The 12,426-nt window shown below is 70.4% G+C and carries 14 protein-coding genes; 8 read left to right on the top strand and 6 right to left on the bottom strand.

Going from position 1 to position 12,426, the window contains the following annotated elements; translation table 11 throughout:
* Positions 1-2: 2 nt before the first annotated feature.
* The 3 genes from KNO15_RS18230 to KNO15_RS18220 all read left to right on the top strand — a co-directional run bounded on the left by KNO15_RS18230 (position 3) and on the right by KNO15_RS18220 (position 3,371).
* A complete protein-coding gene (locus KNO15_RS18230) occupies positions 3-1,292 on the top strand; it encodes a GAF domain-containing protein (RefSeq protein ID WP_241705217.1) in 1,290 nt (429 codons plus the stop codon).
* Positions 1,293-1,498: 206 nt separating this feature from the next.
* Positions 1,499-2,983 (top strand): acetaldehyde dehydrogenase ExaC, encoded by a 1,485-nt coding sequence (gene exaC / locus KNO15_RS18225; RefSeq protein WP_241705322.1) that lies wholly within the window; start codon positions 1,499-1,501, stop codon positions 2,981-2,983.
* A gap of 4 nt (positions 2,984-2,987) precedes the next feature.
* Positions 2,988-3,371: a DUF779 domain-containing protein gene (locus tag KNO15_RS18220; RefSeq protein WP_241705216.1), complete on the top strand. Its 384-nt coding sequence runs from the start codon at positions 2,988-2,990 to the stop codon at positions 3,369-3,371.
* A 4-nt stretch (positions 3,372-3,375) separates the two neighbouring features.
* Here the strand turns inward: KNO15_RS18220 and KNO15_RS18215 are convergent, their stop codons facing one another.
* Positions 3,376-3,810, bottom strand: a complete 435-nt coding sequence (locus KNO15_RS18215; protein ID WP_241705215.1) for a VanZ family protein — start codon at positions 3,808-3,810, stop codon at positions 3,376-3,378.
* Positions 3,811-3,828: 18 nt separating this feature from the next.
* On the opposite strand from KNO15_RS18215, the gene KNO15_RS18210 reads away from it, so the two are divergent.
* Both KNO15_RS18210 and KNO15_RS18205 read left to right on the top strand, forming a co-directional pair.
* On the top strand, positions 3,829-5,016 hold the full coding sequence (locus KNO15_RS18210) for a low temperature requirement protein A (protein ID WP_241705214.1): 1,188 nt from the start codon (positions 3,829-3,831) through the stop codon (positions 5,014-5,016).
* Positions 5,017-5,107: 91 nt separating this feature from the next.
* Positions 5,108-6,040: a DUF1214 domain-containing protein gene (locus tag KNO15_RS18205; protein WP_241705213.1), complete on the top strand. Its 933-nt coding sequence runs from the start codon at positions 5,108-5,110 to the stop codon at positions 6,038-6,040.
* A 56-nt stretch (positions 6,041-6,096) separates the two neighbouring features.
* Here the strand turns inward: KNO15_RS18205 and KNO15_RS18200 are convergent, their stop codons facing one another.
* Both KNO15_RS18200 and rpsO read right to left on the bottom strand, forming a co-directional pair.
* Positions 6,097-6,750 carry a lysoplasmalogenase gene (locus tag KNO15_RS18200; RefSeq protein WP_241705212.1) on the bottom strand — a complete coding sequence of 218 codons (654 nt, stop codon included), beginning with the start codon at positions 6,748-6,750 and terminating at the stop codon, positions 6,097-6,099.
* A 195-nt stretch (positions 6,751-6,945) separates the two neighbouring features.
* Positions 6,946-7,215 (bottom strand): 30S ribosomal protein S15, encoded by a 270-nt coding sequence (gene rpsO, locus KNO15_RS18195; protein WP_055919394.1) that lies wholly within the window; start codon positions 7,213-7,215, stop codon positions 6,946-6,948.
* A gap of 148 nt (positions 7,216-7,363) precedes the next feature.
* Here rpsO and KNO15_RS18190 point away from each other — a divergent pair, with 148 nt between their 5' ends.
* Positions 7,364-8,404, top strand: a complete 1,041-nt coding sequence (locus KNO15_RS18190) for an NAD(P)-dependent alcohol dehydrogenase (RefSeq protein ID WP_241705211.1) — start codon at positions 7,364-7,366, stop codon at positions 8,402-8,404.
* 31 nt (positions 8,405-8,435) lie between these two features.
* On the opposite strand, the gene KNO15_RS18185 is transcribed toward KNO15_RS18190, so the two are convergent.
* Positions 8,436-9,044, bottom strand: a complete 609-nt coding sequence (locus KNO15_RS18185) for a TetR family transcriptional regulator (RefSeq protein WP_241705210.1) — start codon at positions 9,042-9,044, stop codon at positions 8,436-8,438.
* A gap of 88 nt (positions 9,045-9,132) precedes the next feature.
* Here KNO15_RS18185 and KNO15_RS18180 point away from each other — a divergent pair, with 88 nt between their 5' ends.
* Positions 9,133-9,891 (top strand): SDR family NAD(P)-dependent oxidoreductase, encoded by a 759-nt coding sequence (locus KNO15_RS18180; RefSeq protein ID WP_241705209.1) that lies wholly within the window; start codon positions 9,133-9,135, stop codon positions 9,889-9,891.
* Positions 9,892-9,935: 44 nt separating this feature from the next.
* On the opposite strand, the gene pdxR is transcribed toward KNO15_RS18180, so the two are convergent.
* The gene (gene pdxR / locus KNO15_RS18175; RefSeq protein ID WP_308220458.1) at positions 9,936-11,387 is read right to left on the bottom strand and encodes a MocR-like pyridoxine biosynthesis transcription factor PdxR; all 1,452 of its coding nucleotides are present in this window, start codon (positions 11,385-11,387) and stop codon (positions 9,936-9,938) included.
* Between the two features lie 109 nt (positions 11,388-11,496).
* On the opposite strand from pdxR, the gene KNO15_RS18170 reads away from it, so the two are divergent.
* A complete protein-coding gene (locus tag KNO15_RS18170; RefSeq protein ID WP_241705207.1) occupies positions 11,497-11,958 on the top strand; it encodes a carboxymuconolactone decarboxylase family protein in 462 nt (153 codons plus the stop codon).
* A gap of 64 nt (positions 11,959-12,022) precedes the next feature.
* On the opposite strand, the gene KNO15_RS18165 is transcribed toward KNO15_RS18170, so the two are convergent.
* Positions 12,023-12,397 (bottom strand): FKBP-type peptidyl-prolyl cis-trans isomerase, encoded by a 375-nt coding sequence (locus KNO15_RS18165; protein ID WP_241705206.1) that lies wholly within the window; start codon positions 12,395-12,397, stop codon positions 12,023-12,025.
* Between the last annotated feature and the right edge of the window lie 29 nt (positions 12,398-12,426).

Raw genomic sequence — 12,426 nt, 5'->3', positions numbered from 1 at the left:
GCATGGACGACGGCGTCGGTGCTCCCGCGGGCTCTGCTCCCGCGGGCTCTGCTCCCGCGGGCTCTGCTCCTGCGGGCTCTGCGGTCGCGGGTTCCCACCCGGGCCTGCGCCCGGTCGTCGACGCCTCCTGGCGTCGTGCCGAGCAGGCGCACCTCGACCCGGCCGTCGCCGCTCCGCTCGTGCTCGACGGCCCCGGGCTGGAGGACGCCAGGCGTTCCCACCCGATCGCGGCCGCCCTCCCGGTCATCCGGCAGCTGCTGGTGCGCGACGCCGAGCCCGACAGCCGCGTCGTCGTCGCGGTGGGCGACGCCCGCGGGCGGCTGCTCTGGGTGGAGGGCGATCCCGCCCTGCGCCGGCGGGCGGAGTCCATGCTGTTCGTGCCGGGTGCCGCGTGGGCGGAGGGCGACGTCGGCACCTCCGCGCCGGGCACCGCCCTGGCGATCGGGGCCGGCGTGCAGATCCGCGGCGCGGAGCACTTCGCGCAGGACGTGAAGCCGTGGAGCTGCACGGCAGTGCCCGTGCGCGACCCCGAGTCCGGCGAGATCATCGGCGTGATCGATGTGACGGGTGGCGACCAGGTCGCCGAGGCGCACGTGCTGCCGCTGCTGGAGGCGACCGCCGCCGCGGTCGAGCGCGAGCTGCTCATCGGCCGGCTGCGCGCGTCGCGCACCCCGGGCGGTCCCCGGCGCGATCGGCCGCGACCGGCCATCGCCGCACTGCGCGTGCTCGGCCGCGACACGGGCGAGCTGTCCGGTCCAGACGGCCGCACCGGCACGCTGAGCGCACGGCACAGCGAGCTCCTCGCCCTGCTGTCGTGGCACCGCGACGGCCTGTCGGCCGAACGGCTCGCCGAGCTGGTCTACGGCGACCCGGCGAGCACGGTGACCGTGCGCGCGGAGATCGTACGGCTGCGCAAGGCGATCGCGGCGATCGCGCCGGAGCTCGGTCCGCTCGCCCGCCCCTACCGGTTGGCGGCGCCGCTCGAGACGGACCTCGGGGCGGTGCTCGACCTCCAGCGCCGCGGCGCCCACCGCGCCGCCATCGCGTCGTACGGCGGCGGCCTCCTGCCCGGCTCGGACGCGCCCGGCATCGACGAGCTGCGCGAGGAGGTCGTCTCCCGGCTGCGGGAGGCGCTGCTGGAGTCCGGCTCCGCAGACCTGCTGATCGCGTGGGGCGAGACGGAGCGCGGCGCGGCCGACGAGGACATCTGGCGGGCCGCCCTGCACGCGCTGCCGGCGCACTCGCCGCGCCGGGCGCAGGTCGTCGCGCGGCTGCTGGCGCTGGAGACCTGACCGGGCCGCACCCGTCGCAACCCGATGCAACCTCCCGCTGCGTAGCCTCCGGGGCAGAGGCGTGCGGCGAGCGCACGCCATACCAGTCGAAGGAGACTCGTATGACTCTGAGCCCGGAACAGACCTCCGAGACGGCTGCGGCCGAGAGCGCCGCGACGACGGAGAAGCCGAGCGTCTACGCCCAGCCCGGCACGGCGGGATCCGTGATGAGCTACGCGACGCGGTACGACCACTTCATCGGCGGCCGCTACGTCGCGCCCGCCGGCGGCCAGTACTTCGCGGACATCACACCGGTGACCGGGAGGCCCTTCACCGAGATCGCCCGCGGCACCGCCGCCGACGTCGACCGGGCGGTGGACGCCGCCTGGGCCGCCTTCCCGGAGTGGAGCAAGACCTCCCCCGCCGAGCGCGCGCTGCTCCTGACGAGGATCGCCGACCGCATGGAGGCCAACCTCGAGCTGCTCGCGGTCGCCGAGACCTGGGACAACGGCAAGCCGGTGCGCGAGACGCTCGCCGCCGACATCCCGCTCGCGATCGACCACTTCCGCTACTTCGCCGGGGCGATCCGGGCGCAGGAGGGCGGCATCAGCGAGATCGATCACGACACCATCGCCTACCACTTCCACGAGCCGCTCGGCGTCGTGGGCCAGATCATCCCGTGGAACTTCCCCATCCTGATGGCGACGTGGAAGCTCGCTCCGGCCCTGGCGGCGGGCAACTGCGTGGTGCTCAAGCCCGCAGAGCAGACCCCGGCCTCCATCCACGTCTGGCTCGACCTGGTGCGCGACCTGCTGCCGGACGGCGTGCTGAACATCGTCAACGGGTTCGGCTTCGAGGCGGGAGCCCCGCTCGCGTCGCACCCGCGGATCCGCAAGGTGGCGTTCACCGGCGAGACCACGACCGGCCGGCTCATCATGCAGTACGCGAGCGAGAACCTCATCCCGGTGACGCTCGAACTCGGCGGCAAGAGCCCGAACATCTTCTTCGAGGACGTCGCCGCCGCGAAGGACTCCTTCTACGACAAGGCGCTGGAGGGCTTCTCGTTCTTCGCCCTCAACCAGGGCGAGGTCTGCACCTGCCCGTCGCGCGCGCTGGTGCAGCGGTCGATCTACGACGGCTTCGTCGCCGACGGCCTCGAGCGGGTGAAGCGCATCAGACAGGGCGACCCGCTCGACGTGTCGACGATGATCGGGGCGCAGGCCTCCAACGATCAGCTGGAGAAGATCCTGTCGTACATGGACATCGGCCGCCAGGAGGGCGCGAAGCTGCTCACCGGCGGGGAGCGCGCCGACCTCGGCGGTGACCTCGCCGGCGGGTACTACGTGCAGCCGACCGTGTTCGAGGGGAACAACTCGATGCGGATCTTCCAGGAGGAGATCTTCGGACCGGTGCTCGCGCTCACGAGCTTCACCGACTTCGACGACGCGATCAGCACCGCCAACGACACCCTCTACGGTCTGGGCGCCGGTGTGTGGAGTCGGGACGGATCCCGGCTCTACCGCGCCGGCCGCGCCATCGAGGCCGGTCGCGTCTGGTCGAACACCTACCACCAGTACCCCGCGCACGCGGCGTTCGGCGGCTACAAGCAGTCCGGGATCGGACGCGAGAACCACCGGATGATGCTCGACCACTACCAGCAGACCAAGAACCTGCTGGTGTCGTACGCCGACGGCCCGATGGGCTTCTTCTAGGCCGATGCGAACCGTCCTGAGGCGGGTGGAGCTGACGCCGGCCGCTGCGCGGATGCTGCAGCGGCTGGCCGAGGCCCACGGCCCGCTCATGTTCCACCAGTCCGGAGGCTGCTGCGACGGCTCCTCGCCGATGTGCTACCCGGTCGGGATGTTCCGCGTCGGCGCCTCCGACGTGCTGCTCGGCACGCTGGAGGTCGACGGGATCGACCCGGTCCGGGTCTTCATGTCGGCATCGCAGTTCGAGTACTGGAAGTACACGCACCTCACGATCGACCTCGTCGACGGCCGCGGCAGCGGCTTCTCGGTGGAGGCGCCTGAGGGCAAGCGCTTCCTCATCCGGTCACGGATGCTCGACGACGCCGAGCTGGAGGCGTTCGGGCTGACGTGAGGCCCTACGAGCTGCGGGAGGGCGTCGCATCCGGGCGCGACCGGCGCCCTCCCGCCACCAGCACCGCAGCGACACCGATGATCGCACCCAGGCTGTTGGCGATGATGTCTCTGGCGTCGCTCACCCGTACCGGCTCGAAGAGCTGCACGAACTCGATGGTCAGCGACGCGGCGATCCCGATCGCGACGGCGAGCCAGCGGCGGCCCGGGCCGAACAACAGGGCGAGCAGCAGTCCCATCGGCACGAACAACAGGATGTTGGCCGTGAACTCGACGACGTCGTAGTCGATCCACGCGAGCAGCGGCGTCGCCGCGAAGGCCGCGAGCAGCCCCTCCAGCAGGGTGTTGCGCTTCGGGTCGCCCGGGAACGGGTTCAGCGTGATCCAGGCGACCGCGAGCAGGTAGAGCGCGGTGACGGCGAGCAGGAAACGGTGACGCATCCTCCTATGCTTGCGCACATGAGCATCGCCTTCCGCATCCCGATGTCCGGACGCTCGACGGACGAGGAGCATCGCGTCTCCAGCCCCCTCGAGCTGCTCTTCGACCTCACCTTCGTCGTCGCGATCGCCCAGGTGTCCGCCCAGCTCGCCCGCGCCAGCGAGCAGGGACACGTGCTGGAGAAGCTGGGCCCTTTTCTCATGGTGTTCTTCGCCATCTGGTGGGCGTGGATGAACTTCACCTGGTTCGCATCCGCGTACGACACCGACGACGTGCCGTACCGGCTCATGACGCTCCTGCAGATGGGCGGCGTGCTGGTGCTCGCGGCCGGCGTACCGGCCGCGTTCGAGGACTCGGATTTCACCGCCATAATCATCGGCTACGTCATCATGCGCCTCGCGATGGTCGGGCAATGGACGCGGGCGGCGATCGAGCATCCGGACGGTCGGACGACCGCGACCCGTTACGCGGTCGGGATCGCGGCGGTCCAGGTGATCTGGGTCGCCTGGGGCTTCCTCCCCGTCGAGTGGAAGCTGTGGACCTTCCTGCTCGCCGCCCTCCTCGAGCTGCTGGTGCCGGTGTGGGCCGAACGGCCGGGGATGACCTCCTGGCACCCGCATCACATCGCCGAACGCTACGGCCTGTTCACGATCATCGTGCTCGGCGAATCGGTCTCGGCGTCCGCGATCGGCGTGCAGGCCGGCCTGGCGGCGCACGGCGTCTCCCCCGCCCTGGTGGTCATCTCGGCGGCGGGGCTGGTGCTGCTCTTCGCGCTCTGGTGGCTGTACTTCCTGGAGCCGGCGGCCGAAGGCCTCCAGTCCAATCGCGAGAGGTCGTTCTACTGGGGCTACGGCCATTACTTCGTCTTCGCCTCGCTGGCCGCGCTCGGCGCCGGTCTGGAGGTGGCGGTGCAGCGCGGCGCCGCCCACGCCCACGTCTCGGACATCGCGGTCGAGTACGCGGTGGCAGTACCCGTCGTCGTCTTCCTGATCCTGCTCTACGTGCTGCACGCACCCCTGGTGCCGGAGGTCGTCATCCGGCCGCTGAAGACGGCGATCGCTGTGCTGCTGGTGCTGGCCGCGCCGCTGGCCTCCCCGGCGATCGGTCTGGTGGGCGTCACCGTTGTGATCGCGCTGGTCGCGGCGGCGCTGGTGGCTGCGACACTGATCGACCGGAGCGTGGCGGCGCGACGGCGCCCAGCCGTCTGATCGCGCCCTCGCGCGCGGGCGACAGCTGCTGTTCACGGACCGGGTCGCACCACTACGCTCACAGCAACAACCGTGCAGCGAAGGAGCGGACATGTCGGTAAGCGTGAACGTGGACAACTTCGTGCGGGCGGAGACCGACCGGATGTTCGACTTCGCCCAGACGCAATCGGGCGGAGTCAATCATTGGCTGCACTACCGGGTCCCGACCCCGTTCGATGAGCAACCGGTCATCCGCCAGAACAGGGACACGCTCTACAGTGGCGCGATCGTCGACGTGTCCCAGGGTGCCAGGCTGACCATCCCGGAACACGGGGACCGATACGCCTCGGCGATGATCGTCAACCAGGACCACTACATCCCGCGGATCCTCCACGAGCCAGGCACCCACGAACTGACCGCCGAAGAGTGCGGCAGCGATTACGTGCTGATCGGAGTGCGCATCCTCGTCGACCCGAACGATGCCGGCGACGTCGCGGCGGTGAACGCGTTGCAGGACCGGTTCGGCATCGAGGCCGCCTCGGCGGTCCCCCTGACCCACCCGGACTACGACACCGCCTCGTTCGACGCGACACGAGGTCACTTGATCGCCCTCTCGCGCGGTCTGCCCGACTTTCGCAACGCGTTCGGTCGCGCAGGCGAGGTCGACGAGGTCCGGCACCTGCTCGCATCGGCATCCGCCTGGGGCGGCTTTCCCGAGAGCGAGGCGATCTACCTCAACGTCGAACCCGACCTCCCGGTCGGACACTACGAGCTGACCGTTCGGGACGTGCCCGTGGACGCGTTCTGGTCCATCACCGTCTACAACGCCGACGGCTACCTGGTCGACAACCCCCGGGGCATCGTCAGCGTCAACAGCGTCACCGCCACCCCGAACGACGACGGATCCGTCACGATCCGGTTCGGCGACGGCGACGAGCCCAACTCCATCCCGACGCCCGACGGATGGAACTACATGGTCCGCCTGTATCAGCCGCAGGCGGCCGCCCGAAGCCGGGAGTGGACCTTTCCGGCGCTGTCTCGATAACGGGAGCCTCGCGGCTCGAACGGCCCGCTTCGGGCGGTGGCCACCCGGGTACGCCCTCAGGCCAGCGACGGCACCACGGCCGTCGCGCGGGCCTGCCGCACCACACCCCAGCAGATCAGGCCCTGCGCGGCGATGTAGGTCAGCATGATCGCGAGATCGACCTGGGGCAGCGCGAAGCCGGGCAGGAACCGGTCCAGGCCGAGCAGGCTGTCGGAGACGACGAAGAGGGCAGCGCCGGAGGCGATCCACGGCGAGCAGGCCGACCCGGTGATGCCGAGGACCGCCAGCGCCAGCCCGTAGAGAGCCAGTGGCACGAGCAGGGCGCCGGCGTGCGGCGCCAGCACGGCGAGGAGACCGGCGAACCACGGCACGTAGGCCGCCGACCACCAGCGTGGCAGCCGCCGCGACCGCATCCGCCGCACGAACAGCACGATGTAGGCCACGTGACCGAGCAGGAAGAACGCGAGACCGACGACGAAACCGGGGCCGAGATCCATCAGCGAGAGGTCGCCCAGCCAGCCGAACAGGATGCCGAGCGACGCCAGGACGACGGTCTCCCCGCGACGACTCGGCAGCGAGAGCAGGAGCGCCAGCAGCAGTGCCGGCATGAGCAGCGGCTTGGTGACGGCGACGACGGTGTCGGCGCCGGTCAGGATCGCGACCAGGTGGGTGATGCCGACGACGATGTACGGCAGGAACGGGAGTGCCACGCAGTGAGATTAGCGGCAGATTTGCGGCAAATGTGCCGATACAGGGCCGCTGACGCAACATTTGGCGCAAATCTCGCACCGCCGTGCGGACGCGGAACGGGCCGCCACCCGAAGGTGACGGCCCGTTCGCAAGAAGATCGCGTTATCGATCGACGACTGTCGTTATCGACGCATCTCTTTATCGACGCATCTTATTTATCGACGCAGCCCCAGGCGCTCGATGAGCGCGCGGTAGCGGTTGATGTCGATGTCCGACAGGTAGCCCAGCAGGCGACGACGCTGACCGACCAGGAGGAGCAGGCCACGACGCGAGTGGTGGTCGTGCTTGTGCTCCTTGAGGTGCTCGGTGAGGTCCTTGATCCGCTTGGTCAGGATGGCGACCTGAACCTCGGGGGATCCGGTGTCACCGGGGTGGGTTGCGTACTCGTCGATGATCGCCTTCTTGGTCTCTGCATCCAGTGCCATAGACTTCGATCCCCTTTCACTCGTTGCGCGGTGCCCTGGGCCTTATGCCTGGGCTCTCTTTATCCGCGGCCGTTTGACGGCAACCGGAATAGTTTACCAGAGAGACGGGCCTTACTTCGGCGCCGTCACCGGCGGTAGCGTCGGCCCCATGAAGGCTCTCCAGTATCGCGAAATCGGCTCACGTCCCGAGGTCGTCGAGGTCCCTGACCCCGAAGTCGGCCCCGGCCAGGTCCTCTTGAAGGTCACCGCAGCAGGTGTCTGCCACTCCGACGAGTTCATCATGGGTCTGCCCGCGGAGCAGTACGTCTACGGCCTGCCGCTCACGCTCGGCCACGAGGGCGCGGGCATCGTGGCGGCGATCGGCGAGGGCGTCACCGGCGTCCGGCCCGGCGACGCCGTCGCGGTGTACGGACCGTGGGGCTGCGGCCGCTGCCACATGTGCGCCCAGGGCAAGGAGAACTACTGCCTGAACGCCGCCGCCGAGCACATCATGCCTCCCGGGCTCGGCGCGCCCGGCTCGATGGCCGAGTACATGATCGTCGACAGCGAGCGCCACCTCGTGCCGCTCGACGGGCTGGACCCGGTGAAGAACGTCTCGCTCACCGACGCCGGGCTCACGCCGTACCACGCCATCAAGAACTCGCTTCCGAAGCTGGGCGCCGGCACGACGGCCGTGGTGATCGGCACGGGAGGGCTCGGCCACGTGGGCATCCAGATCCTCCGGGCGATCAGCGGCGCCACCGTCGTCGCGCTCGACGTCAACGACGAGAAGCTTGCCCTGGCTCGCGAGGTCGGAGCCCAGCACACGCTGCTGTCGAACCCGGCGGCGGTCGACGCGGTCCGCGACCTCACCGGGGGCCGCGGTGCGAACGCGGTCTTCGACTTCGTCGGGGTGCAGCCGACCGTCGACCTCGCCGGGGCGATGGCGGCGACGGAGGGCGACGTGACGATCGTCGGGATCGGCGGCGGCGCGCTCCCCGTCGGCTTCGGCCGGGTCGCCTACGACGTCGCGGTGCGAGCGCCGTACTGGGGCTCGAGGGCGGAGCTGATCGAGGTGCTCGATCTGGCCAGGGCCGGCAGGGTGGAGGTCGAGATCGAGACCTACTCGCTGGATGAGGCACCGAAGGCGTACGAGCGCCTGCACGAGGGTCGCATCCGCGGGCGCGCCGTCATCGTGCCGAACGACTGAGCCGGCGTCGAGGCAGCCGGCGACGACCGCCTCAGTCCGGCAGCCCGCGCAGCAGTTCGTCGAGCGCCGTGACCGCGGCCGTCGCCGGATCGTCGTCCGTACCCCGCGCCGCCCACCACAGCAGCGCGGAGAAGTTCGCCGAGCTGATTGCGTCGGCGAGCACCTGCGCGCGCAGGCCGTCCGCCGGCACGTCGAGACGCCGGGCGAGGAACTCGGCGAGGATGTCGCGGTTCGCGCCCAGGCGGGTCACGCCGAATCCGATCAGGGTGGGGTCGGAGGCCATCAACCTCAGGCGCAGCCGGGTCGCCTCGATGTGCTCGGCGTCGAGCTCGAGCGACGCGGTCATGGCGCGGGCGAGGACATCGCGCGCCGATTCGTCGGCCGGCGCCCCCTCCAGCACGGCGCGCATCCGGCCGACCACGGGCTCCAGGCCGCCCCAGACCAGGTCGGGCTTGGACGGGAAGTAGCGGAACAGCGTGCGCCGGCCGATCCCGGCGAGTGACGCGATCTCGTCCATCGTCGTCGCGTCGTAGCCGTGCTCGGCGAAGTGTCGGAGGGCGAGCAGGGCCACGCGGTCGGGGTCGACGTCGGCGGGGCGGCCGCGGCGGCGCGGGGTGGTTTCGACTTCGAGCGAACTCATGGTCTCCATTGTGGCACTGAGTGTTATAAATACATCGACGCTTCATCGAGCGCCGACGATGTCATCGACAGTCAAGGAGTACAGCACTATGAGCACCAACGGAACCGGCCGCTTCGCCGGCAAGACCGCGATCGTCACCGGAGCGGGCTCCGGCATCGGCAAGGCGACCGCCCTGCGCCTCGCGTCCGAGGGCGCCCGCGTGGTCGGCAGCGACATCTCCGCCGAGCGCCTCACCGCCCTCGTCGAGGAGAACCCCGAGCTCGACATCGTCACGGTCGCCGGCGACGTCTCCAGCGAGGAGACCATCGCCGCGGTGCTGGAGGCCGCGGGAGGCCGCGTCGACGCACTCGCCAACATCGCCGGCATCATGGACGGCTTCCTGCCGGCCGCCGAGGTCGACGACGCCACCTGGGACCGGGTCTTCACCGTGAACGTCACCGCGATCATGCGCCTCAGCCGAGCGGTGCTGCCGCTGATGGTCGCCGCCGGCGGCGGCGCGATCGTCAACGTGTCGTCCGAGGCCGGCCTGCGCGGCTCGGCCGCGGGTGCCGCGTACACGGCGTCCAAGCACGCGGTCATCGGCCTCACCAAGAGCACCAGCGTCTTCTACGCGCCCAACGGCGTCCGCACCAACGCGGTCGCCCCCGGCGGCGTGCTCACCAACGTCGACGGCGCGTTCAAGTCGCAGCTCGCGGGAGAGCGGCTCGGCCCGATCATGCAGACCAACGTCCCGCCGGTGGCGGAGCCGGAGAAGCTCGCGGCGGCCATCACCTGGCTGCTGAGCGACGACTCGGCCAACATCTCCGGCGTCGTCCTCGCATCGGACGGCGGCTGGTCGGCGATCTGATCCACTCGGCTCTCCGAAGGGCCGGCGACCCAGACGGCCGGCCGCTACCCGGGATGGATGCGGCCGACCGTCTCCGCCAGCAGGCGCATCCCGTCGGGGATGTCCTCGGCGGCGATCGCACCGAAGCCCAGCAGGAGGCCTTCCCGGCCCGCGGTCACGGCGAAGCGCGGCAGCGGCTGCGCGGCGACCCCCGCGATCCCGGCGGCCTCCGCCACGCGGACGGAGTCGAACGGCACGCCGGCGCTCGGCGTCAGCGCGAGATGGAGGCCGGCGGCCGACGGCACGACGTCGAGCCTCCCGGCCAGCAGCGCCGCGGCCTCCCGGCCGATGAGCGCGTGCCGCTCCGCGTAGACCCGGCTCGCCCTTCGCACGTGCGCGGCGAACGCCCCCGAGTCGAGCAGGCTCGCCATCGCCGTCTGGGTGACGACATCGTTGTGCCAGTCGGTCAGCCGTTTCGCGCTCCGTAGCGCGGGCACCAGCGAGGGCGGGGCGACGATGAAGCCGAGGCGGAGGCCGGGCAGCATCGTCTTGGAGAAGGTCCCGACGTAGACGACGCGGCCGTCCCCGTCGAGCCGCTGCACCGGATCGAGCGCGCGGGCGCCGAATCGGAACTCGCTGTCGTAGTCGTCCTCGATCACGACCGCGTCGTGCGTTCGCGCCCACGCGAGCAACGCGGTGCGCCGCTCCAGCGACAGCACTCCCCCGAGCGGGAACTGGTGCGACGGTGTCACGTAGACCAGTCGCGCAGCCGGCAGCAGGTCGACGCGGAGGCCGTGCTCGTCCACCGGGACCGGAACCACCCGCGCCCCGAGCCGCTCCAGAAGCTGCCGGACGGGCGGATAGCCGGGATCCTCCACCGCCACCGTGTCGCCCGGCTGCACGAGGATGCGGCCCAGCAGATCGAAGGCCTGCTGCGCGCCGCTGGTCACCACCACGTCCTCCGGCGTCGTCGCGACCGAACGCGCGAGGCCGACGTGTCGGGCGATTCCGGCACGCAGGCGCTCGAGACCGGCCGAGTCGGAGTAGTGCGCCCGGCGCAACGCGGGCCCGCGCAGCGCCGACGCCACGCTGCGACGCCAGGCGTCATGCGGAAACAGCGCGGGATCGGGCGAGCCGATGCTGAAGTCGTACGCGATCGGGCGCGGTTCCGACCAGAGCGGGTCCGCGACGTCCCGCCACCCGGGCGCGGGCAGCGCGGCGCCGGCCTCGACCCGGGACGCCGACGCACCCGATGACCCTGCCGACGCACCCGATGACGCTGCCGCCGCGACGGCGGCGGGGAGGGCGACGAACGTTCCGGAGCCGACCCGCGCCACCAGGTACCCCTCTGCCGTCAGCCGCTCGTAGGCGGTCGAGACGGTGCTGCGTGAGACACCCAGCCGGGCCGCAAGCTCACGGGTGGCCGGCAGCCGCTCGCCACGCCGCAACCGGCCGTCGAGCACCGCGTCGCGCAGATGGCGGTAGACCCGCGCAGCACGGTCTCCCCTGCCGCCGATCGGGACATGGATCTCCGTGACGCACCTCCTCGACAGCGATGGAATGGTCTGATCAAATTCGCTGGAATTGGAGCTTACAACGAACCAATCGCGCTCCTACGGTGGAGCCATGACCGACACCGCAGAACAGACCGCCGAACGCCTCCAGATCTCCTCCGCCGTCCCCGAGGGCTACCGCAAAGTCATCAACCTCGACGGCTACGTCGGGCACGTCGTGGAAGAGCCCCTCGGCAACCTGATCAAGCTCCGCGCTTCCCAGATCAACGGCTGCACCTACTGCGTCGACATGCACTCTGTCGACCTCACCGACAGCGGCTACCCGCTGCGCAAAGTGTTCGCCGTCTCCGCTTGGCGCGAATCGCCCTGGTTCAGCCACCGCGAACGCACGGCGCTGGAACTGACCGAGGCCGTCACCCTCATCCACCAGGGCGGCGTGAGCGACGAGCTCTACGCCCAGGCGGTCACCGAATTCGGCGAGCAAGGATTCGCCGACTTCATCCTCGCGATCGGCACGATCAACATCTGGAACCGGATCGCCATCCCCACCCACATGCGCCCGCCCGCGCTCTGACGCACCGGACGCGAAGAGGGCACGTGTCCAACGGACACGTGCCCTCTTCGGTGACACCCCGAACTCAGCTGACGCCGAGCAGGTCGATCACGAAGATCAGCGTCTTGCCCGAAAGCGCGTGACCGCCACCGGCCGGGCCGTACGCGAGCGCCGGAGGAACAGTGAGCTTGCGACGACCGCCGACCTTCATTCCGGGAATGCCGTCCTGCCAGCCCTTGATCAGGTTGTTGAGCGGGAAGTTGATGGACTGCCCGCGGCTCCACGACGAGTCGAACTCCTCGCCGGAGTCGTACTCGACGCCCAGGTAGTGCACGTCGACCTTGGAACCAGGGGTCGCCTCGGGGCCGGAGCCCTCGACGATGTCCACGATCTCGAGGGTCGTGGGAGCCGGGCCCACCGGGGCGTCGACTTCGGGCTTCTCGTTGGTGTTTTCTGCCATGAGACCATCCAACCGGTGCAGGCGGCTTG

Origin of the sequence: Leifsonia shinshuensis (assembly GCF_022606355.1) — a bacterium.
Lineage (GTDB): Bacteria > Actinomycetota > Actinomycetes > Actinomycetales > Microbacteriaceae > Leifsonia > Leifsonia shinshuensis_B.
Note: the sequence above shows the minus strand (reverse complement) of the source record. Positions and strands in the feature narration are given on the sequence as shown.

Bases quoted from the DNA above. Each gene is read 5' to 3' on its own strand.
- KNO15_RS18230 (WP_241705217.1), top strand. From the start codon at position 3: ATGGACGACGGCGTCGGTGCTCCCGCGGGCTCTGCTCCCGCGGGCTCT.
- exaC (WP_241705322.1), top strand. From the start codon at position 1,499: ATGAGCTACGCGACGCGGTACGACCACTTCATCGGCGGCCGCTACGTC.
- KNO15_RS18220 (WP_241705216.1), top strand. From the start codon at position 2,988: ATGCGAACCGTCCTGAGGCGGGTGGAGCTGACGCCGGCCGCTGCGCGG.
- KNO15_RS18215 (WP_241705215.1), bottom strand. From the start codon at position 3,810: ATGCGTCACCGTTTCCTGCTCGCCGTCACCGCGCTCTACCTGCTCGCG.
- KNO15_RS18210 (WP_241705214.1), top strand. From the start codon at position 3,829: ATGAGCATCGCCTTCCGCATCCCGATGTCCGGACGCTCGACGGACGAG.
- KNO15_RS18205 (WP_241705213.1), top strand. From the start codon at position 5,108: ATGTCGGTAAGCGTGAACGTGGACAACTTCGTGCGGGCGGAGACCGAC.
- rpsO (WP_055919394.1), bottom strand. From the start codon at position 7,215: ATGGCACTGGATGCAGAGACCAAGAAGGCGATCATCGACGAGTACGCA.
- KNO15_RS18190 (WP_241705211.1), top strand. From the start codon at position 7,364: ATGAAGGCTCTCCAGTATCGCGAAATCGGCTCACGTCCCGAGGTCGTC.
- KNO15_RS18185 (WP_241705210.1), bottom strand. From the start codon at position 9,044: ATGAGTTCGCTCGAAGTCGAAACCACCCCGCGCCGCCGCGGCCGCCCC.
- KNO15_RS18180 (WP_241705209.1), top strand. From the start codon at position 9,133: ATGAGCACCAACGGAACCGGCCGCTTCGCCGGCAAGACCGCGATCGTC.
- KNO15_RS18170 (WP_241705207.1), top strand. From the start codon at position 11,497: ATGACCGACACCGCAGAACAGACCGCCGAACGCCTCCAGATCTCCTCC.
- KNO15_RS18165 (WP_241705206.1), bottom strand. From the start codon at position 12,397: ATGGCAGAAAACACCAACGAGAAGCCCGAAGTCGACGCCCCGGTGGGC.